Annotated in this window: 15 protein-coding genes; 6 read left to right on the top strand and 9 right to left on the bottom strand. The window is 75.4% G+C overall.

Annotated elements, in window-relative coordinates; translation table 11 throughout:
• Positions 1–141: 141 nt before the first annotated feature.
• Entirely contained in the window at positions 142–1,929 is a 1,788-nt protein-coding gene (locus ACRYR2_RS22220) for an ABC transporter ATP-binding protein (RefSeq protein WP_432565073.1), read from the bottom strand.
• Complete coding sequence (locus ACRYR2_RS22215) at positions 1,926–3,464, bottom strand: ABC transporter transmembrane domain-containing protein (RefSeq protein WP_432565072.1); 1,539 nt, start codon at positions 3,462–3,464, stop codon at positions 1,926–1,928. Before ACRYR2_RS22215 ends, ACRYR2_RS22220 begins: the two co-directional genes overlap by 4 nt.
• Before the next feature lie 202 nt (positions 3,465–3,666).
• Between ACRYR2_RS22215 and ACRYR2_RS22210 the strand changes: the two genes are divergently transcribed.
• A complete protein-coding gene (locus ACRYR2_RS22210; protein ID WP_432565071.1) occupies positions 3,667–4,035 on the top strand; it encodes a hypothetical protein in 369 nt (122 codons plus the stop codon).
• Here the strand turns inward: ACRYR2_RS22210 and ACRYR2_RS22205 are convergent, their stop codons facing one another.
• The 7 genes from ACRYR2_RS22205 to ACRYR2_RS22175 all read right to left on the bottom strand — a co-directional run bounded on the left by ACRYR2_RS22205 (position 4,036) and on the right by ACRYR2_RS22175 (position 12,843).
• Positions 4,036–5,832, bottom strand: a complete 1,797-nt coding sequence (locus tag ACRYR2_RS22205) for an ABC transporter ATP-binding protein (RefSeq protein ID WP_432565095.1) — start codon at positions 5,830–5,832, stop codon at positions 4,036–4,038. It lies immediately after the preceding gene.
• Between the two features lie 17 nt (positions 5,833–5,849).
• Positions 5,850–7,574 carry an ABC transporter ATP-binding protein gene (locus ACRYR2_RS22200; protein ID WP_432565070.1) on the bottom strand — a complete coding sequence of 575 codons (1,725 nt, stop codon included), beginning with the start codon at positions 7,572–7,574 and terminating at the stop codon, positions 5,850–5,852.
• 81 nt (positions 7,575–7,655) lie between these two features.
• The gene (locus tag ACRYR2_RS22195) at positions 7,656–8,957 is read right to left on the bottom strand and encodes a DUF58 domain-containing protein (RefSeq protein ID WP_432565069.1); all 1,302 of its coding nucleotides are present in this window, start codon (positions 8,955–8,957) and stop codon (positions 7,656–7,658) included.
• Between the two features lie 10 nt (positions 8,958–8,967).
• A complete protein-coding gene (locus ACRYR2_RS22190; RefSeq protein WP_432565068.1) occupies positions 8,968–9,948 on the bottom strand; it encodes an AAA family ATPase in 981 nt (326 codons plus the stop codon).
• A complete protein-coding gene (locus tag ACRYR2_RS22185; protein WP_432565067.1) occupies positions 9,945–11,066 on the bottom strand; it encodes a DUF4350 domain-containing protein in 1,122 nt (373 codons plus the stop codon). Before ACRYR2_RS22185 ends, ACRYR2_RS22190 begins: the two co-directional genes overlap by 4 nt.
• Entirely contained in the window at positions 11,063–11,665 is a 603-nt protein-coding gene (locus ACRYR2_RS22180) for a DUF4129 domain-containing protein (protein WP_432565066.1), read from the bottom strand. The genes ACRYR2_RS22185 and ACRYR2_RS22180 overlap by 4 nt, the downstream gene beginning before the upstream one ends.
• Before the next feature lie 11 nt (positions 11,666–11,676).
• Positions 11,677–12,843 carry a glycerophosphoryl diester phosphodiesterase membrane domain-containing protein gene (locus tag ACRYR2_RS22175; protein ID WP_432565065.1) on the bottom strand — a complete coding sequence of 389 codons (1,167 nt, stop codon included), beginning with the start codon at positions 12,841–12,843 and terminating at the stop codon, positions 11,677–11,679.
• Positions 12,844–12,984: 141 nt separating this feature from the next.
• Here ACRYR2_RS22175 and mtrA point away from each other — a divergent pair, with 141 nt between their 5' ends.
• The 5 genes from mtrA (at position 12,985) to hpf (ending at position 18,781) form a co-directional block, all read left to right on the top strand.
• The gene (gene mtrA, locus ACRYR2_RS22170; protein ID WP_432565064.1) at positions 12,985–13,662 is read left to right on the top strand and encodes an MtrAB system response regulator MtrA; all 678 of its coding nucleotides are present in this window, start codon (positions 12,985–12,987) and stop codon (positions 13,660–13,662) included.
• A 10-nt stretch (positions 13,663–13,672) separates the two neighbouring features.
• Positions 13,673–15,286, top strand: a complete 1,614-nt coding sequence (gene mtrB, locus ACRYR2_RS22165) for an MtrAB system histidine kinase MtrB (protein ID WP_432565063.1) — start codon at positions 13,673–13,675, stop codon at positions 15,284–15,286.
• Positions 15,283–16,992, top strand: coding sequence for an LpqB family beta-propeller domain-containing protein (locus ACRYR2_RS22160; RefSeq protein ID WP_432565062.1), 1,710 nt, complete (start codon positions 15,283–15,285; stop codon positions 16,990–16,992). The genes mtrB and ACRYR2_RS22160 overlap by 4 nt, the downstream gene beginning before the upstream one ends.
• 90 nt (positions 16,993–17,082) lie before the next feature.
• Positions 17,083–17,730, top strand: coding sequence for a ComF family protein (locus ACRYR2_RS22155; RefSeq protein WP_432565061.1), 648 nt, complete (start codon positions 17,083–17,085; stop codon positions 17,728–17,730).
• Positions 17,731–17,998: 268 nt separating this feature from the next.
• On the top strand, positions 17,999–18,781 hold the full coding sequence (gene hpf, locus ACRYR2_RS22150) for a ribosome hibernation-promoting factor, HPF/YfiA family (protein WP_432565060.1): 783 nt from the start codon (positions 17,999–18,001) through the stop codon (positions 18,779–18,781).
• Positions 18,782–18,902: the final 121 nt, after the last annotated feature.

Here is an 18,902-nt window from a genome sequence, read left to right as displayed (position 1 = left end):
AGCCGGGACCGCGACCCGCCAGACCCGTCAGCCCCGCCAGATCCTCAGGTTCCCGGGCGCCGGAGCGGGGTGAGCGGGAACGACGTGCCCACCGGAACCCGTCGGCCGCAGTCCCGGCACCAGGGCCGCCGCCCGCGCCTCCTAGGTGTCGGCGGCCTGCGGCGCGTGAGCGGGGCGGGACCACGTCTGCCACAGACGGGCGTACCGGCCACCGCGGGCGAGCAGCTCGGCGTGGCTGCCGATCTCGGCGATCGAGCCGTCGGCCATCACGGCGATCCGGTCGCACGCCGCGGCCTGGCTGAGCCGGTGCGCCACGACCAGGGCGGTGCGGCCGGCCACGACGGCCGCCGCGGCCTGCTCCAGGTCGCGGGCCCCGGCGCTGCCGGCCTCGGCGGTCGCCTCGTCCAGGACGACGACCGGCGGGTCGCGCAGCACGATCCGCGCCAGCGCCAGCTGCTGCCGGCGGGCCGCGGACAACGGCAGCTCACCGGGCCCGACGCGGGTGTCCAGCCCGTCGGGCAGCGCGCGCACCCAGTCGTCGGCGCCGACGACGGCCAGCGCCGCGTGCACGGCCCCGTCGGTGGCGTCGGGGCGGGCCAGGGTCAGGTCCTCGCGCAGGGTGCCGGTGAAGACGTGCGCCTCCTGGGCGACGACGCCGATGCGCTCGCGCACGGCCTGCGCGTCCAGCGCCGCGAGGTCCACCCCACCGAGCCGCACCTCGCCGGCCGTCGCCGGGAACACCCCGCCGACGATGGCGGCCAGCGTCGTCTTGCCGGCCCCGCTCTCACCCACGACGGCCAGCGACGAGCCCGCCGGGACGTCGACGTCGATGCCGCGCAGCACGGGGTGCGACCCGTCGTCGGCGTAGCTGTGCGTGATCCCGCGGACGGTGATCGCGACGTCGGAACGGGGGGCCCGGGCGAGCGCGGCCGGGTCGGCGGCCGGCTCGGGGGGCAGGTCGACCACGCCGACGAGCCGGGACAGGGCGGCCGCCGCGCGCTGGACCTCGTCGAAGGACAGCAGCAGCGAACCCAGCGGGCCGAACAGCCGGTGGAACAGCAGGGCCGCGGCCGTCACCGCACCGACGGTGACGGTGTCGGCGCGCACCAGCCAGAACCCGGTGAACAGCACGGCGGACAACCCGATCGCCTCCGCGCCGTTCATCGAGACCGACAGCCGGGCGAACGTCCTCAGCGCCGCCAGCGAGGCGCCGATCGTGCGCTCGGAGGCCTGCTCGACGCGGTCGCCCTGCAGCTCGGCCATCCCGTAGGCGTGCACCGTGGCGGCCCCGTGCAGCGACTGCAGGACGACCTGCGAGCGCTGGGCGGCGACGGCGCGTTCGGCCGCGTACAGCGGTCCGGCCTTGGGCAGGTACCCGCGCAGGCTGAGCGCGTAGACGGGGAAGACGACGCAGAAGGCCAGCGCCAGGCGCCAGTCCAGGGAGACGAAACCGGCGGCCGACAGCACCACCGTGACCGCCGAGGTCAGCACGGTCGCGGCCAGCTGCACCGAGGAGGTGAACAGCTCGACGTCCTCGGTGACGCGGGAGGCGACGTCGCCGGAGCCGGCGCGTTCCAGGACGCGCGGGTTCATCCGCAACGAGCGCTCGACGACCCGCTCGCGCAGGTCGGCGGCGACGCTGGCGCCGAGGCGTTCGGCGTCGCGGCGGGCCAGCGCGGTGGCGACGGCCGTGGCCACGGCCACGACCGACAGCCAGAGCAGGACCGGCGTCAGCGACCTGCCCGCGGTGACGTCGTCGACCGCGCGGCCCAGCAGCAGCGGCAGCGCGACGGTGCCCGCGCTGGAGACCACGGTCGTCACCAGCGCCCGCGTGAGCTCACCGGGGTGGGCGGTCGCGGTGCGCAGCAGCACGGCCGCGCTGCGGCGGCCGCTCGCGACGGGCAGAGCGGTCGGGAGTGCGGAGCTCATCGCGCCACCGCCGCGGCGTAGTCGGGGTCGTCGAGCAGTTCGGCGTGGCTGCCGGTGGCGCTGCGGCCGTCGGGGGTCAGCAGCACGACCCGGTCGCAGCGCGAGAGCAGCAGCGGGGACGTCGTGACCAGCACGGTCGTGCCCGTCCCGGCCCGCAGCTGCCGCAGGCCCGCGGCGACGCGGTCCTCGGTGACGGCGTCCAGCGCGGTCGTGGGGTCGCGCAGGACGAGGACCTCTCGGTCGGCGGCCAGCGCGCGGGCCAGCCCGATGCGCTGGCGCTGCCCGCCGGAGAAGTTCGTCCCGCCGTCGGCCAGCGGGGTGGTCAGCTCGGTGGGGGCCGCGGCCGCGGTCAGGGCGTCGGCCAGGGCGACCCCGCGCCCGGCCGGCACCGGGCCGGTGGCCAGGGCGTCGGCGAGGGTGTCGCCGAGCAGGTGGGTCTCGGCGGGCTCGACGAGCACGCTCTCGACGACGGCACCGGTCCCGGCGAAGCCGGCCGTGACCGCGTCGGCGGTGGCGGTGTCGATCGCCACGACGCCCAGCACCTCGCCGGGCTGCAGGGGCAGCGGCCGGGCCGGCGGCCCCGGCTCGGCGCTCGCGGGCGGAGCGAGCAGGGAGGCCACCCGCGCCGCGCTGGCGCGCGACACGGCGAGCTGCTGGACGGCGAAGCTGACGTTGCGCACGGGGTCGGCCAGGAAGGAGGCCATCCCCACGACCGTGACGAACTCGCCGACGTCCAGGCGGCCGCTGCGTACGAAGGACCCCGCGACGGCGGCCGTGGCGACCAGCACCGCGCCGGTGGCCAGGGTGCTGGCGCCGACGACCAGCGAGGTCGCGCCCGCGGCGCCGACGGCGGCCTGGCGCGAGACGCGGCTGGCGCGGTGGTAGCGCCGGACCGCCTCGGGCACCCCGCCGAACCCGCGCAGCGGCCGCAGCCCGGCCAGCAGGTCCGCGGCCACCGCGGCGGCCAGGCCCGCGCTGCGCTGCCGGTCGTGCACGCGCCGCTCCAGCCGCGGGGCCAGGGCCTGCAGGCCCAGGACCAGCAGCGGCACGGTGACCAGCAGGCCCAGGCCCAGGACGAGGTCGATGCGCAGCAGGACGACGGCCGCGACGACCATCCCGAAGCAGCCGGCCGTCAGCCAGCTGACCAGGCCGAGGGACTCGGCGGCGTGCCGGGTGTCGGAGGTCGCGATGGACAGCGCCTCACCGACCTGGCGCTCGCGCAGGACGCCCGGCTCGCGCAGCACCGCGCGGACGACCGAGGTGCGCAGGAAGTGCGCCTCGGCGAACGCGGCCCTGTCGATCGTCCAGAACGCGAAGGTGCCGGCGCTGGTCAGGACCGCGAACAGGGCCAGGACGGCGAGCACCGAGACGACGATCGACGACACGTCGCCGGTGGTCACGGCGCCGTCGACGACCACACCGATGGCGACGGGGACGAGGGCCTCGCAGGTCTGGTGCAGCATCGAGGACCCGCAGCCGACGGCGAGGGGGCGGGGGTGCCGGCGCAGGACGTCGGCGACGGGACTTCGGGACACGGAAGGCAACCTCTGACCGAGTGCGAGAACGGGTGAGGACGACCTTCTCACCCGTCCGGCGCAACCCCGGCTCACCCCGCCGGAAGCGGAGCGCTCCGCCACCCGCGGTAACCGACGAGTGATGACTTGAACACACCCGGTGACAAGCCGATGGTTGAGGGGTCAGGGCGAACAGCCCCCACCACTCTCCCAGGAGCACCTCGTGGCCACCGTCGCCGAAACCCTCAAGTCCGCGCTCGAGATCGACGGCGCCATCGCCGCCGCGCTCGTCGACCACGAGTCGGGCATGTCGCTGGGCCAGGCCGGCGGCGGGACGCTCGACCTCGACGTCGCCGCCGCCGGGAACACCGACGTCGTCCGCGCCGAGCTCAAGACGCTCCAGCGCCTCGGCCTCGACGACACCCCCGAGGACGTCCTGGTGACCCTCGGCTCGCAGTTCCACCTCATCCGCCTGCTGCAGAGCAAGAACGGCCAGGGCCTGTTCCTCTACCTCGTCCTGGACCGCGGGCGCGCGAACCTGGCCATGGCCCGCCGCCTGCTCACGGTCCTGGAACGCGGCATCGAACTCTGATCACTCGACCTCGGCGGCCGCGCCGGCGAACTGGGCCTCGTGCAACCGCGCGTAGGCCCCGCCGGCGGCCACCAGGTCCGCGTGCCGCCCCTGCTCCACGACCCGGCCGGCCTCCATCACCAGGATGAGGTCGGCGTCGCGGATCGTCGAGAGCCGGTGTGCGATGACCAGGCTCGTGCGGTCCCGGCGCAGGGCCGCCATCGCCTGCTGCACGACCCGCTCGGTGCGGGTGTCCACCGAACTCGTCGCCTCGTCCAGCACCAGCACCTGAGGTCTGGCCAGGTGGGCCCGGGCGATCGTCACCAGTTGCTTCTCACCTGCGCTGATCCGCCCCGCGTCGTCGTCCACGACCGTCTCGTACCCCTCGGGCAGGGTCGCCACCACGGTGTCCACCGACGCGGCCCGCGCGGCCTCCTGGATCTCCTCGCGCGTGGCCGACGGCCGCGAGTAGGCGATGTTCTGCGCGATCGTGCCCTCGAACAACCAGGTGTCCTGCAGGACGATCGCCGCCCGTGAGCGCAGGTCCGCGCGCGACATCGTCGCCGTGTCCACCCCGTCGAGCAGGATCTTCCCCGAGTCCACCTCGTAGTAGCGCAGCAGCAGGTTCACCAGCGTCGTCTTGCCCGCGCCGGTCGGCCCCACGATCGCCACGGTGTGCCCGGGCTCGGCGGTGAACGACAGGTTCTCGATGAGCGGGGTGTCGGGGGAGTAGCGGAACGACACGTCGACGAACTCGATCCGGCCCCGCCCGCCCGGTTCCGGACCGTCCACCGGGTCCGGCGACATCTCCGGCGCGTCCAGCACCTCGAACACCCGCTCGGCCGAGGCGACCCCGGACTGCAGCAGGTTCGCCATCGACCCCAGCTGCGCCAGCGGCTGGGTGAACTGCCGGGAGTACTGCACGAACGCCTGCACCCCGCCGATGGTGATCGAGCCGCCGGTCACCATCGTCGCGCCGACGACCGCGACCGCGACGTAGACCAGGTTCCCGATGAGCATCGTCGAGGGCATGATCGTGCCGGACAGGAACTGCGCCCCGGCGCTCGCGGTGAACAACTCCGAGTTCTTCGCCGCGAACCGCTGCCGGACCTCCTCGCGGCGGCCGAACGCCGTGACGACGTCGTGGCCGGTGAACGCCTCCTCGATCTGCGCGTTCAGCGCCCCCGTCTCGCGCCACTGGCCCACGAACAACGGTTGCGACCGCTTGGCGATCAACCCGACGACGACCAGCGTCAACGGGATCGCCACCAGCGCCAGCAGTGCCAGCCGCCAGCTGATGGTGAACATCATGACGACCACGCCGATCACCGTCAGCGCCGAGACCAGCGCCTGCGACACCGTCTGCTGCAGGCTCTGGGAGATGTTGTCGATGTCGTTGGTCACCCGGCTCAGCAGTTCCCCGCGCGGGGTGGAGTCGACGTGCGACAACGGCAACCGGTGGATCTTCGCCTCGACGTCGGCGCGCAACCGGAACACCGTGCGCTGCACGACCCGGTTCAGCAGCAGTCCTTGCAGGAAGGCCAGCACGGCCGACCCCGTGACGACGAGGACGACCTCGCCGATCGTGCGCGCCAGGCCGTCCCGGTCCAGGGGCTGTTCGAAGAACGCGGCCTGCACGACGTAGTCCGTCGCGTCCCCCAGCAGCTTCGGGGCCAGCACCGTCAGCAGGACGCTGCCGACCGCCAGGACGAACACCACGGCCAGCCGTGCCGCGTCCGGGCCCATCCGGGACATCAGCCGCCTCGCCGAGGGCCCGAAGTCCACCGACGTCTGCGGCGGCACGCCGGCCATCCGCATCGGCCCACCCCTGCCGCTCACGCGGTCACCTCCAGCTGGCTCGAGACGATCTCCTCGTACGTCGGGCACGTCCCCAGCAACTCGGTGTGCGTTCCCCGCCCGACCACCCGCCCGGCCTCCAGCACGACGATCTCGTCGGCCCGGATGATCGTCGAGACCCGTTGCGCCACCACGAGCACCGCCGCCCGGGGCAGCGCCTCGGCCAGCGCCGCGCGCAACCGGGCGTCGGTCGCGGTGTCCAGCGCCGAGAACGCGTCGTCGAAGACGAACACCTCCGGCGCCTGCACCAGCAACCGCGCGATCGACAACCGCTGCCGCTGACCGCCGGACACGTTCGTCCCGCCCTGGGCGATCGGCGCGTCCAGCCCGCCGGCCATGGCCTCGACGAAGTCCGCGGCCTGCGCGGTGCGCAGGGCCGCCCACAACTCCTCCTCGCTCGCGTCCGGCCGGCCGAACCGCAGGTTGCTCGCCACCGTCCCGGCGAACAGGTACGGCCGCTGCGGCACCAGCCCGACCCGGCGGCGCAGGTCCGCGTCACCCAGGGAACGCACGTCGAGGCCGTCGACCAGCACGCTGCCCGCGGAGGCGTCCGCCAGCCGCGTCGCGAGGTTCACGACCGTGGTCTTGCCCGACCCGGTCGAGCCGATGACGGCCGTGGTCCGGCCGGGGGCGACGTCGAAGGACACCCGGTCCAGCACCGGCCGGTCGGCCCCGGGGTAGCTGAACGAGACGTTCCGGAACTCCAGCCGCCCCGACTCGGTCGGCACCGCCGGCGCCTTCGGTTCGTGCACGCTGGGGGCGGTCTGCAGGACCTCGCCGATGCGGCCGGCCGAGACCGCCGCGCGCGGTCCCATGACCGCCAGGAAGGTGGTCATCATGACGCCCATGAGGATCTGCACGAGGTAGGACAGGAACGCGATGAGCGAACCGATCTGCAGTTCCCCGCTCTCGACCCGGCCCGCGCCGAACCACACGACGGCCGCGCTGGCCAGGTTCATGACGAGCATGACGAACGGGAAGACGATCGCGAACAACCGCCCGGCCCGCAGCGCCACGTCGGTCAGTTCCTCGTTGGCCTGCGCGAACCGGGCCTGCTCGGCCTCCTCGCGGACGAAACCCCGCACGACGCGCAACCCGGTGAGCTGTTCGCGCAGCACCCGGTTGACGGTGTCCAGACGCTTCTGCAGCTGACCGAACAACGGCCCGAGCCGGACCATGATCAGCGCCATCACGAGCACCAGCACCGGAACGGCGACGACGACCAGCCAGCTGAGCCAGACGTCCTCGCGCAGCGCCATGACCACGCCGCCGACGCAGAGGATCGGGGCGGAGATGATCATCGTGCAGGTCATCAGGACGAGCATCTGCACCTGCTGGACGTCGTTGGTCCCGCGGGTGATGAGCGAGGGCGCCCCGAACCGGCCGACCTCGGCCTTGGAGAAGGCCAGGACGTGCTCGAAGACGGCCCCGCGCAGGTCGCGGCCCAGCGCCATCGCGACGCGGGCCCCGCACCAGACGGCGGCGATCGTGGCGACGACCTGGACAAGGGTGATGACCAGCATGAGGCCACCCACCCGCCAGATGTGGTCGGTGTCACCCGTGGCGACACCGCGGTCGATGATGTCGGCGTTCAGCCGGGGCAGGTACAGCGACGCCACGGTCTGCAGGACCTGCAGCACCACGACGGCCGCCAGCAACCCGCGGTGCGGGCGCAGGTGTTCTCGCAGGAGGGTGAGCAGCACGACGGACAGGTCTAGCAGCAGCCGGGCCCGGACGGCACCGGTCTTTCGTGTCCTGCAGTTTCCCCGCCGAACCGGTTGCGGTCACAACCGCCCGGCTGCCTTCAGCGCCAGGTACCGGTCGGCCAGCGCGGGCGCCAGCCCCTCGGGCCCGGCGTGCACGACCTCCACCCCCAGGCGGCTCAGCAACCGCGCCGTCCGGTCCCGTTCGGCGGTCGCGGCCTCGGCGGCGGCCGCGGTGTAGACGGCCTCGGCGTCCGAGCGGCCGCGGGCCAGTTCCGCCAGCGCCGGGTCGTCGACGGCGGCCAGGACGACGGTGTGCCGGGCCGCGAGCTGCTCGAGGACCGCCAGCAGCCCGGAGTCCAGGATCGAGGAGTCCAGCGCCGTGAGCAGCACGACGAGCGAGCGCTGGCGGGCCGTCGTGCGGACCTCGGTCGCCACCGCGTCCCAGTCGGCCTCCACCAGCGAGGGTTCCAGCGGGGCCAGCGCCTCGACCAGCGTGGGCAGCAGGTCGCTGCGGGTGGACCCCCGCACCCGCGCGCGGACGCGGCGGTCGTGGGCGATGAGGTCGACGCGGTCCCCGGCGCGGGCCGCCAGCGCCGCGGTCAGCAGGGCCGCCTCGATCTGCGCGTCGAGCCGCACCGTCGGGGTGGGGCCCTCCAGCCGTGCGGCGGACGTGCGCGAGGTGTCGACGACCAGCAGCACGCGGCGGTCGCGCTCGGGGCGCCAGGTCCGCACCACGACGGCCTGCCGGCGGGCGCTGGCCCGCCAGTCGATCGAGCGGACGTCGTCGCCGTCGACGTAGTCGCGCAGCGAGTCGAACTCGGTGCCCTGCCCGCGGTGCTGCACGGCGCTGCGGCCGTCCAGCTCGCGCAGCCGGGCCAGCCGGGAGGGCAGGTGCCGGCGGCTGGTGAAGGGCGGCAGGACGCGCAACCGCCCCGGGACCGGTGCCGAGCGCTGCCGGGCGGCCAGGCCCAGCGGCCCCTCGCAGCGCACCGTCACCCGGTCCGCCAGCCGGTCCCCGCGCCGGGTCGGGACCAGCACGACGGGGAACCGGCGGCGTTCGCCGGCCGGGACGTCGAGCCGGTGCCGCGAGCTCCGCGCCCCGGCCGAGGGGACCCAGGCGTCGCGCAGCAGCCCGCGCACGCGCTTGCCGCCGGTGTTGTGCACCAGCAGCTCCGTCGTGCGTTCCTCACCGAGCCGGACCGCCGGCACCGGGGGCCGCGAGATCGACAGGGTCCGCGGGGAGGGGGCCAGCAGCAGGTCGGCGCCGATCAGCGCGCCGCTGACGGCGAGCCACACCCAGAACGCCGCCCAGCCCGGCCAGGCCACGACGAGGACGAGGCCGACCAGGACGAGCAGGGCCGAGCGGCCGGAGACGGTCATCGGCGGGCCGTCACCGGGGGACGGGGACGGAGCCCAGCACCGAGTCCAGCACCGCGTCCACGCTCACCCCGTCCAGCTCGGCCTCCGGGCGCAGCTGCACGCGGTGCCGCAGGGTCGGGCGCGCCAACGACTTCACGTCGTCGGGGGAGACGTAGTCGCGCCCCGACAGCCACGCCCAGGCCCGGGCCGTGGCCAGCAGCGCCGTCGCGCCGCGCGGGGAGACGCCCAGGGCCAGCGAGGGCGAGTTCCGCGTCGCGCGGCACACGTCGACGACGTAGCCCAGGACCTCCCGGGAGCACTGCACGTGCCGGACGGCCTCGGCGGCGATCGCCAGCTGCTCGGGGGAGGCGACGGCCCGCACCCCGGCCGCGGCCAGGTCGCGCGGGTCGAACCCCGTCGCGTGCCGGGCCAGGACCTCGACCTCGTCCTCGCGCGGGGGCAGCGGCAGCGTCAGCTTCAGCAGGAACCGGTCCAGCTGCGCCTCCGGCAGCGGGTAGGTGCCCTCGTACTCCACGGGGTTCTGGGTGGCCGCGACGATGAACGGGTCCGGCAGCCGGCGCGGTTGGCCCTCGACGGAGACCTGCTTCTCCTCCATGGCCTCCAGCAGCGAGGCCTGCGTCTTCGGCGGCGTCCGGTTGATCTCGTCGGCCAGCAGGATGTTGGTGAACACCGGGCCCTCGCGGAAGGAGAACCGCGCGCTCTGGGCGTCGTAGACCAGCGAGCCGGTGACGTCGCCGGGCATGAGGTCGGGGGTGAACTGCACGCGTTTGGTGTCCAGCGCCAGCGCCGCCGACAGGCTCCGCACCAGCAGCGTCTTGGCCACCCCCGGAACGCCTTCGAGCAGGACGTGGCCCCGGCACAGGACGGCGATGACCAGTCCGGTCACGGCGGCGTCCTGGCCGACGACGGCCTTGGCGACCTCCTGGCGGACCGCGCGCAGCGCCTGCCGCGCGTCCTCCACCGCCTCGGTGGGGACCGTGGTTTCAGTCACTGTGCTCCTGCACCTTTCCTGGAGGGGGTTCCGCGGACGTCGCGTTCGAGGGCGTCGAGGTCGAGGGCCAGCCGCACCAGGGCCGGGTCGTCGCGCGGCGCGGTGCCGGCGAGCAGTTCGCGCACCCCGGGTGCGGGGCGGCCGGTGACCCAGGCGACCTGGTCGGCGACGTCGTGGACGCTCGCCTGCGCGTCCAGGCCCGTCGAGGCCCGCAGCCTGCGCAGCGTCGCCTCCCGCAGGGAGTGCGCGGCGCGGTCGACGGCGCGGGCGCTGGCGTACAGCCGTCCGTGCCCCTCGACCGTCTCGGCCGCCCGGACGACGACGGGCAACGGTTCGGCCACCAGGCGCCCCAGTCGCCGGCCGCGCCACAGCAGCAGCACCAGCAGCGCCACGACCACGAGCGCGACGGCCGGCCACGTCCAGGCCGGCAGCAGTGCGCTCAGCGGCAGCGTGGGGGACTCGGTGTCCAGCGGGTCCGGCAGGTACCAGACGAGCGTGGGGTGCGCGCCGAGCGTGCGCAGCGCCAGCGCCGCGTTGCCGTCCTCGGCCACGTACCGGTTGGTCATCGCCGCCGGCTGCCCGACCACCGTGAGCGTGGAGGAGCCCAGCTCGTCGCGCACCCACGAGCCGCCGTAGCAGGCCGTGGCATCGCCCTCGGCGTCGTAGGTCAGGCCGCCGGCACGGGCCGAACCGGCCGCCAGCGCGTCGGGGTCGGTGCACCCGGGGTCGCGTTCGGCCGTGCTCGCCCCACCGGTGGAGACGACGTCGGCCGTCAGCGCCGCCAGGGCCTCGTCGGCCGGGCGCAGCAGGACCAGGTCGGCGCCGGAGGCCGCCAGCGTGCGCCAGCGGTCGGCCGAGAGCAGGTCCGGAGCGGTGACCAGGACGGTCGCGTCGGCCGAGAGGAACCGCTCGGCGGCGGCGAAGGTGCGGACCTCCTGCACCCGCACGCCCTGCTCGCCGAGCACCCGGGCCAGCGCCCGGCCGCCGCTGGGGTCCACCGACTCCGGGGCCAGCGCGGCCTCGTCGGTGCGCGGCGTCAGCACCGTCACCAGCACGGCGACGGCCAGCACCAGCAGCGTCAGGAGGATCGCCCCGCGGTGGCGGGCCAGCGCTCTCACGAGGTGAGCACCGGACGCGCGGCGCCGACCTGCGCCACGACCGTGCGCAGGTCGTCGTCGGTGCTCGCCGTGGCGGGCCGGCCGCCGTAGCGGACGTCGTCGAAGGTGCGGGCGGCGCGGGTCAGCGCCTCGGCGCAGCCGGGCAGGGCGCCGCCGGCCTCCGCGGCGATCTCGGTGGCCGTGCGTCCCGGCCGCGGTTCGACCAGCGTCCGTTCCTCCAGCGACCGGACCAGCCCGCGGAACCGCTCGGCCACGGCCGAGGACCACCGGCCCTCGGCGGCCGCCGCGTCGGCGCGGGCGAAGTGCGCGGCGGCCGGCTCGGGCGCGGCCTCGAAGACGGGGGCCGCCGCCGACTGGCGGGCGCTGCGGCGCACCGGGCCGCCGACGAGGAGGACCGCCCCGACGAGCGCGGCCAGCAGGACGACGACGACCAGGACGGCCGTCCAGCCCGTCCCGAGCCCGGGCACGGTCAGGTCCTCCAGCCGTTCCTGCAGCCACGTCCAGGCCCGCAGCAGCCACGAACCCTGCGCCTGCCGGTACTCCGACCCGGCGAGTTCGCGGGTCAGCCAGTCCCGGGCCTGCGCACGGTCGGGCTGCACCGGAACACCGGTCACGGGCCGACGGCCCGGTGCAGTTCGACGTCCAGGCCCTCGCGGCGCATCCGCAGGTCCACGTACAGCAGCGCCGTCACCGAGGCCAGGAACGGGTACCCCACGATGCTGCCCACGACCGAGCCCAGCGTCGAGACCGTCTGCGAGGCGGCCAGCCCGACCCCGGCGTCGGCGGTGCCGAAGCCCTGCCCGAGCACCGCGCCCAGCCCGGTGAACGGCACCGCGACGGCCATCACCACGACGTATACGACGATCGCGGTGAGCAGCAGGATCCCGAACGTGCGCCAGAACGAGCGGCGGGTCAGGCCGGAGGACCGCTTCAGCGACGCGCCCACCCCGAGGTTCTCCAGCAGCATCGCCGGGGTCGCCATCGACCACCTGACCCACAGGAACGCCCCGCCGGCCAGCCAGCCCAGCAGCCCCAGCAGCAGGGCCACCACCCCCAGGCCGGTCACCAGGTCCGACCCGGAGAAGACGACCAGGAGGATCCCCGGCCCCAGCGTCACGACGCCGACGGCGAGGGTGGCGAAGGTGATGATGAGCGAGAGGCCGATGAGCGGCAGGATCCGCGAGCGGCAGGTGGCCCAGAGTTCGCCGAACCCGATCGTGCGGCCCAGCACCGCGCGGCTGACGCTGACGATGAGCATGCCGTTGAGCACCAGCACGGCCACCGACTGCAGCACGGTGCTGAACACCCACAGCGGGACCGAGCGCTGCAACGAGGAGAACAGGTCCTCGACCGACCCGCCGCCGGCCTCGAGCCGGTTCACCGCGCCCATCAGGTCGCTGGTGGTGACGTAGGAGGCGACGAGGCTGACGAAGGAGGTGATGACCACCACGATCGCGGACAGCCCGACCATCACCCTGGGGTTCTGCCGGAACGCGCGGAACGCGCCGTCCCAGATCTCACCCAGGCCCAGCGGGCGCAACGGCACGATGCCGGGGCGGGGTGCGCTGGGCCGCGACGGGCCACCCGGCGCGGCGCCCCAGGCCGGCTGCGCGTCCGGGGCCGGCGGTGGGGCCGGGCACGACCAGCCGCCGGGCCCGCCGGGCCCGCCGGGGACGTCGGGCGTCCCCCAGCCGGCGCCGGGCGCCCGTCCGGGAGCGGCTCCGAGGTTCTCGCGGTCCGCCCCGTCGTCCGGACGCTGCCACTGCTCCGTACCCATCGCCCCGTCCGCCCACTCGACCGAGAACCCGCCGAAGATCCACCTGTTCGCTGGCAGCCCATCGTGCCAGAGGAACGCCCGGCGGGTCCCCACGGCGTGGTGGTGGTCCCGGACCGCCGTCCCGGAAGGCAAGATGACCCCATGAGGGGACGTGTCCTCGTGGTGGACGACGACACCGCGCTGGCGGAGATGCTGGGCATCGTGCTGCAGGGAGAAGGGCTCGAGACCCGCTTCTGCGCCAACGGGGACGAGGCGCTGGGCGCCTTCCGGTCGACCCGCCCCGACGTGGTGCTGCTGGACCTGATGCTGCCCGGGACCGACGGCATGGAGGTCTGCCGCCGGATCCGCGCCGAGTCGGGGGTGCCGATCGTCATGCTCACCGCCAAGAGCGACACGGTCGACGTGGTCCTGGGCCTGGAGGCCGGCGCCGACGACTACGTCGTCAAACCCTTCAAACCCAAGGAACTCGTCGCCCGGGTCCGGGCCCGGCTGCGTTCGGCCGGTGAACGGCCACCGGAGACGCTGCGCATCGGCGACCTGACGATCGACGTCGCCGGGCACTCGGTGCGCCGCGACGGCCGGTCGCTGCCGCTGACCCCGCTGGAGTTCGAACTCCTCGTGACCCTGGCCCGCAAACCCTGGCAGGCCTTCACCCGTGAACTGCTGCTGGAACAGGTGTGGGGCTACCGGCACGCCGCGGACACCCGGCTGGTCAACGTCCACGTCCAGCGGTTGCGCTCGAAGATCGAACGCGACCCCGAGCACCCCGAGATCGTCGTGACGGTCCGCGGGGTGGGGTACCGCGCCGGGCCCCTGTAGTGGAGGCACCGTGACGTGGCTGCTGCGGATGCTCGCGAGGTGGCGGGCCTCGCTGCAGCTGCGCGTCGTGTCGCTGACGACGCTGCTCGGCCTGGCCGTCGTCGTCGGCGTCGGCTCCTTTCTGCTGGACGGCATCGCCGACGGCCTCGTGGCCGAGCGGCAGGACGTCGCGCTGGCCGACGCCGCCCGCAGCGCCCAGACCGCCCAGCAGCAGTTCGACGCCGCCACGACGACCAGTTCGGCCGAGGTCGAGCAGCTCGCCGGCGACGTCGTCTCCTCCCTGGAGGGCGCCGGTCCCGACCGCGTGCGCGGGGTCGTCCTGCTGCGCGCCGCCGGCTCCCCGGACACCGCCGGCAGCGGGCAGGTCCTCGTCCGCGACGTCGCCTCCGAAGGGCTGGGGGCCTCCGACATCCCGATGGCGCTGCGGCAGGCCGTCGTGTCCTCCGACGTGCAGCAGCTGCAGATCGTCGACCTGTCCGACGGCACCGGCGCCCCCTCCCTCGTCGTCGGGTCGACCGTCACGCTGCCGCGGGCGGGGGAGTACGAGCTGTACTTCGTCTACTCCCTGGCCAGCGAGGAGCAGACGGTCTCCCTGGTCCGCACGACGTTCGTGGGCGGCGGGATCGCGCTCGTGCTGCTCGTCGGGGCCGTGGCGTGGGTCGTGGCGCGGATGGTCGTCGAACCCGTCCGCGAGGCCGCCGGCACCGCCGAGCGCCTCACCGGTGGGCACCTCGACGAACGCATGCGGGTGCGCGGCAGCGACGACCTGGCCCGGCTGGCGCGCGCGTTCAACGAGATGGCCGCCGGCATGCAGCAGCACATCGAGCAGCTGGAGGAACTGTCCCGGGCCCAGCGCCGCTTCGTCTCCGACGTCTCGCACGAACTGCGCACGCCGCTGACCACGATCCGGATGGCCGGCGAGGTGCTGCACGACGCCCGGGAGGACTTCGACCCGGCCGCGGCCCGGTCGGCCGAACTCCTGCTGACCCAGCTCGAACGGTTCGACACGCTGCTGTCGGACCTGCTGGAGATCTCCCGCTTCGACGCCGGAGCCGCTGCGCTGGAACCGGATCCGCAGGACGTGCGGACGCTGGTCAACCGGGTCGTGGAGTTCACCGCGACCCTGGCCGAACGCCGGGGCTCGCAGGTGCTGGTGACGGCCCCGGCCGCGGCGTGCACGGCCGAGGTCGACTCCCGCCGCATCGAACGGGTGCTGCGCAACCTCGTCGGCAACGCCATCGAGCACGGCGAGGCGCGGCCCATCGAGATCACCGTCGTGTGCGACGAGCACGCCGTCGCGGTCGGGGTGCGCGACCACGGGGTGGGGCTGGAACCCAGCCAGCTGCCACGGGTGTTCGACCGGTTCTGGCGGGCCGACCCCGCCCGCGCCCGCACCACCGGCGGCAGCGGTCTGGGCCTGGCGATCGCCCTGGAGGACACCCGGTTGCACGGCGGCTGGCTGGAGGCGTGGGGCCGCCCCGGGCAGGGGTGCCACTTCGTGCTGACGGTGCCGCGGGTGGCCGGGCGGCCGTTGCGCAGCTCCCCGCTGCCCGTCGTCCCGGTGGGTTACCGCGAGGCCGTCGCCGCGCTGCCCGCCGGTCCGCGCCGGGAGGGGAACCCGTGAGGCGGCGGTGGGCGGCACTGGGCCTGGTCGTCGTCCTCGCCGGCTGCGGCGGGGTGCCGCGCTCCAGCGAGGTCGTCAGCGGCTCCCGCCTCGGGAACGACCCGCGCATCGGTCTGCTGCAGGTCATCCCCGACGGGCCCGTGCGGGGAGCCGCGGCCGTCGACGTCGTGCGGGGTTTCCTGCTGGCCGCGGCCTCCTTCGAGGGCGACCACGCCGTCGCCCGGGAGTTCCTCACCGCCGGCGCCGCCCAGGACTGGCGACCGGACGTGGCCACGACGATCGTCGCGGCCACCCCCGACCTGGCCCTGGTCAGCCAGGACCGCACCGAGGCCGTCGTGGCGGTGAGCGCCACCGCGACCGCGACGATCGACTCCTCCGGCCACTACGTCGAGCAGCCGGCGGGCACGACCGCCGCCCGCCAGGTCCGGCTGGAGCGCGAGGACGGGCAGTGGCGGCTGGCCGACCCCGGCGACGGTGTCGTCCTGAGCCGGCTGGACGCCTCGCGCACGTTGCGCTCCTTCCCCGTCCACTTCGTCACCTCCGGCCCGGCGCCGCAGCTGGTGGGTGACGTGCGCTGGTTCGGCTACGACCGCTCCACCGCCACCCGCATCGTGCGGGCGCTGCTGGAGGGACCCTCCCCGTGGCTGGCCCCGGCGGTGGTCTCCGGGGCCCCGGCCGGCACCCGGCTGCGGGTGGGCACCGTCCCGGTGGCGGCGGGCACGGCGACGGTGGACCTGACCGACGCCGCCCTGGACGCCGACCCCGCCGAACGCGCGCTGCTGGTGGCCCAGCTGCGGGCCAGCCTGGGCGGGCTGCCCGGTGTCACCGACGTCGAGGTCACCGTCGACGGGGCCGACCTGTCCCGCGACGACAGCCAGGGTGCGGACCTGCCCCGCTCGACCCGCCCGGCCGACGCCCGGCTGGTCGTCCTGGGCCCTCAGGGCCTGTCGCGCTGGGACCGCTCGGAGCTGCGCCCGGTCACGGGGACCGGCCCGGGACTGGAGCTGGGTGGGACCGCCACGCACCCCGCGGCGGCTCCCGGCCTCACCGCCTACGCGGTGCTCACCGACGGCGGCCGGGTGGCGCGCGTGCAGGCGCCCGGCGGCGCCCTGGAACCCGCCGTCTCCGGTCGCGGGCCGCTCGTGCCGCCCTCGATCGACCGGTTCGGCTGGCTGTGGACCGCGCCGGCCGCCGCGGGGTCCGCGCCCATCGTCGTCCCCGCCTCCGCCCCGGCGACCCCCGCCGCCGAGGTGGACCCGCCCGCCGACGGGCTCGGCGGCACGCTGCTGCAGGCCCGGGTCTCCCACGACGGGACCCGGCTGCTCGTCGTCGTCCGCGACGACGCCGGCGTCTTCCACGTCCGGGCGCACGGCATCGTGCGCGACGCCGACGGCAGGCCGCTGCGCCTGGCCGCCGGGACCGCCGACCTCGTCCCCGGTGCGGGGGAGGTGCTGGACCTCGCCTGGCTCGCCGACGACCGGTTCGTGCTCCTGCTGCGCGACGCCACCGGGGCCGGCGTCCCCGTGCTGGGGCAGGTGGCCGGCCCGGCCACGCGGCTGCCCGCGGTACCGGGTGCGGTCTCGGTGGCCGGGGGCTGGACCGATCGGGACGTCGTCGTGGGCACCGCCGACGGCAGGCTGCTCACCCGCAGCGGTGCGGACTGGATCGTCGTGGCCGACGGACGGGACCCCGCCTACCCCGGGTGAGCGGGCGTCCGGGCGTGCACAGCCCCGCGGGCGGGCGCGGCCTGTGGACGGGCGGGCGGGGCGGTCGGGGGTGCCGAGCAGGCTGTCCGCGTGACCGCCTCCCTGTTCTCCGCCGCCGCCGACCTCGTCTGGCCCGCCGACTGCGCCGGCTGCGGCCGGCCCGGCACCGTCTGCTGCGTCCCGTGCGCGCGGACCCTGCGGGCCGGGGCCACGACGGCGCTTCCCGACGGCACCCCCGTGCGGGGCTGCGCGACCCACGACGGGGCGGCGCGCCAGGTGCTGCTGGCGGTCAAGGAACGCGGCCGCGCCGAACTGCGCGGCCGCCTCGCCGGGGCGCTCGCGCTCGCCCTGGACGAGCTGGAACCCGCCGGCGCCCTCGACCTCGTCCCGGTCCCGACCCGCCGGGCCAGCCGGCGCGCCCGCGGCGGCGACCTCGTGGCCGACCTGGCCGCGCGCACCGCCGGCGTCGCGCGTCGCCGCGGCCGCGACGTGGCGGTCGTGCGGTCCCTGCGGGTCGTCCGGCGGCTGCGCGACCAGACCGACCTGGACGCCGACGGCCGACGGCGCAACGTGCACGGCGCCTTCGCCGTGCACGGGCCGCCGCCGGCGCGCGGCGTGGTCGTGCTCGACGACGTCGTGACCACGACGGCCACCGCGACCGAGGCCGTGCGGGCCCTGCGCGCCGGTGGCGCCCGGGTGAACGGTGTGCTGACGGTGACCGTCGCGCGGGCGACGTGATCGACCCGGCCGATCGCGCGACACGCGTGGGCACTTCCGCCGATCCCGGGCTAGCGTTGGTGCATGGCAGCCCTCACCGGCGTCTGGTCGGGAAACACCCCGACGGTGTCCGAGGGCGGACCCGTTGCTCGGGGCACCTGGCCCTGCCGGTCGTGGCTGCCTGCTCACCGCGCATCGCCCTCGGAGGTGGAACGCGGCACGAGGTGACGGTCCGAGGCGGGCCGGCCCCACGCGCCGGCGCCGCCAGCTCGAACGAGGGAGGCATCCCGTGGAAGTTGTGGTCACCGGACGGCACACCGACGTCAAGGAGAGGTTCCGGCAGCACGCCGAGGACAAGCTGGAGACCAAGGTCACCCAGCTCGCCCCGCGCGCCCAGCGCATCGACGTCGAGGTTTCCCACGAGAACAACCGCCGACAGGCCGACAGTTGCGAACGCGTCGAGATCACCGTGCGCGACAAGGGACCCGTGGTGCGGGCCGAGGCCTGTGCCGACGACCCCTACGCCGCCCTGGACCTCGCGACCACCAAGCTGCTGGAACGGCTGCGCCGGGCCCGGGACCGTCGCAAGGTGCACCACGGGCGGCGCCAGCCCACGTCCGTGCACCAGGCCACGGCCGGCCTGTCCGACCAGGCGCTCACCGGCGCCTTCGACCCCGCCCGCCCGCTGGCCGAACAGGTCGCGGCCGCCGACGGCGCCGCGCCCACCCCCGTGGTGATGGCCGACTCCAAGCCACCGGCGGCGGTGCCGTCGGACTCGTGGGCCGGGATCGGGGACGAGGACGCCTCGCCGGTGGTCATCCGGGAGAAGACGCACGACGCCGAGCCCATGACGCTGGACCAGGCGCTGTACGAGATGGAACTCGTCGGCCACGACTTCTACCTGTTCGTCGACGCCGCCACCGGCAGGCCCAGCGTGGTCTACCGCCGGCGCGGCTGGGACTACGGCGTCATCCACCTCGACGTGCAGGTCGCCGGTGCGGCACCGGGCCAGGACTCGCGCGCCACCTCCGACGCCGCGCTCAGCGCGGTGGTCGCCGGCGCCGTGCGCTGACCCGCTGACGACCCCACCGGGGGGGGGGGGGGGGGGGGGGGGGGGGGGGGGGGGGGGGGGGGGGGGGGGGGGGGGGGGGGGGGGGGGGGGGGGGGGGGGGGGGGGGGGGGGGGGGGGGGGG

The sequence above is a fragment of the Kineococcus deserti genome (genome assembly GCF_050871945.1).
Lineage (GTDB): Bacteria > Actinomycetota > Actinomycetes > Actinomycetales > Kineococcaceae > Kineococcus.
This window is presented reverse-complemented; position numbering and strand designations above follow the sequence as displayed.

Excerpts from the sequence above, each read along its gene's own strand:
- ACRYR2_RS22205 (WP_432565095.1), bottom strand. The coding sequence starts at position 5,832 with ATGCGGATGGCCGGCGTGCCGCCGCAGACGTCGGTGGACTTCGGGCCC.
- mtrA (WP_432565064.1), top strand. The coding sequence starts at position 12,985 with ATGAGGGGACGTGTCCTCGTGGTGGACGACGACACCGCGCTGGCGGAG.
- ACRYR2_RS22175 (WP_432565065.1), bottom strand. The coding sequence starts at position 12,843 with ATGGGTACGGAGCAGTGGCAGCGTCCGGACGACGGGGCGGACCGCGAG.
- ACRYR2_RS22220 (WP_432565073.1), bottom strand. The coding sequence starts at position 1,929 with ATGAGCTCCGCACTCCCGACCGCTCTGCCCGTCGCGAGCGGCCGCCGC.
- ACRYR2_RS22195 (WP_432565069.1), bottom strand. The coding sequence starts at position 8,957 with ATGACCGTCTCCGGCCGCTCGGCCCTGCTCGTCCTGGTCGGCCTCGTC.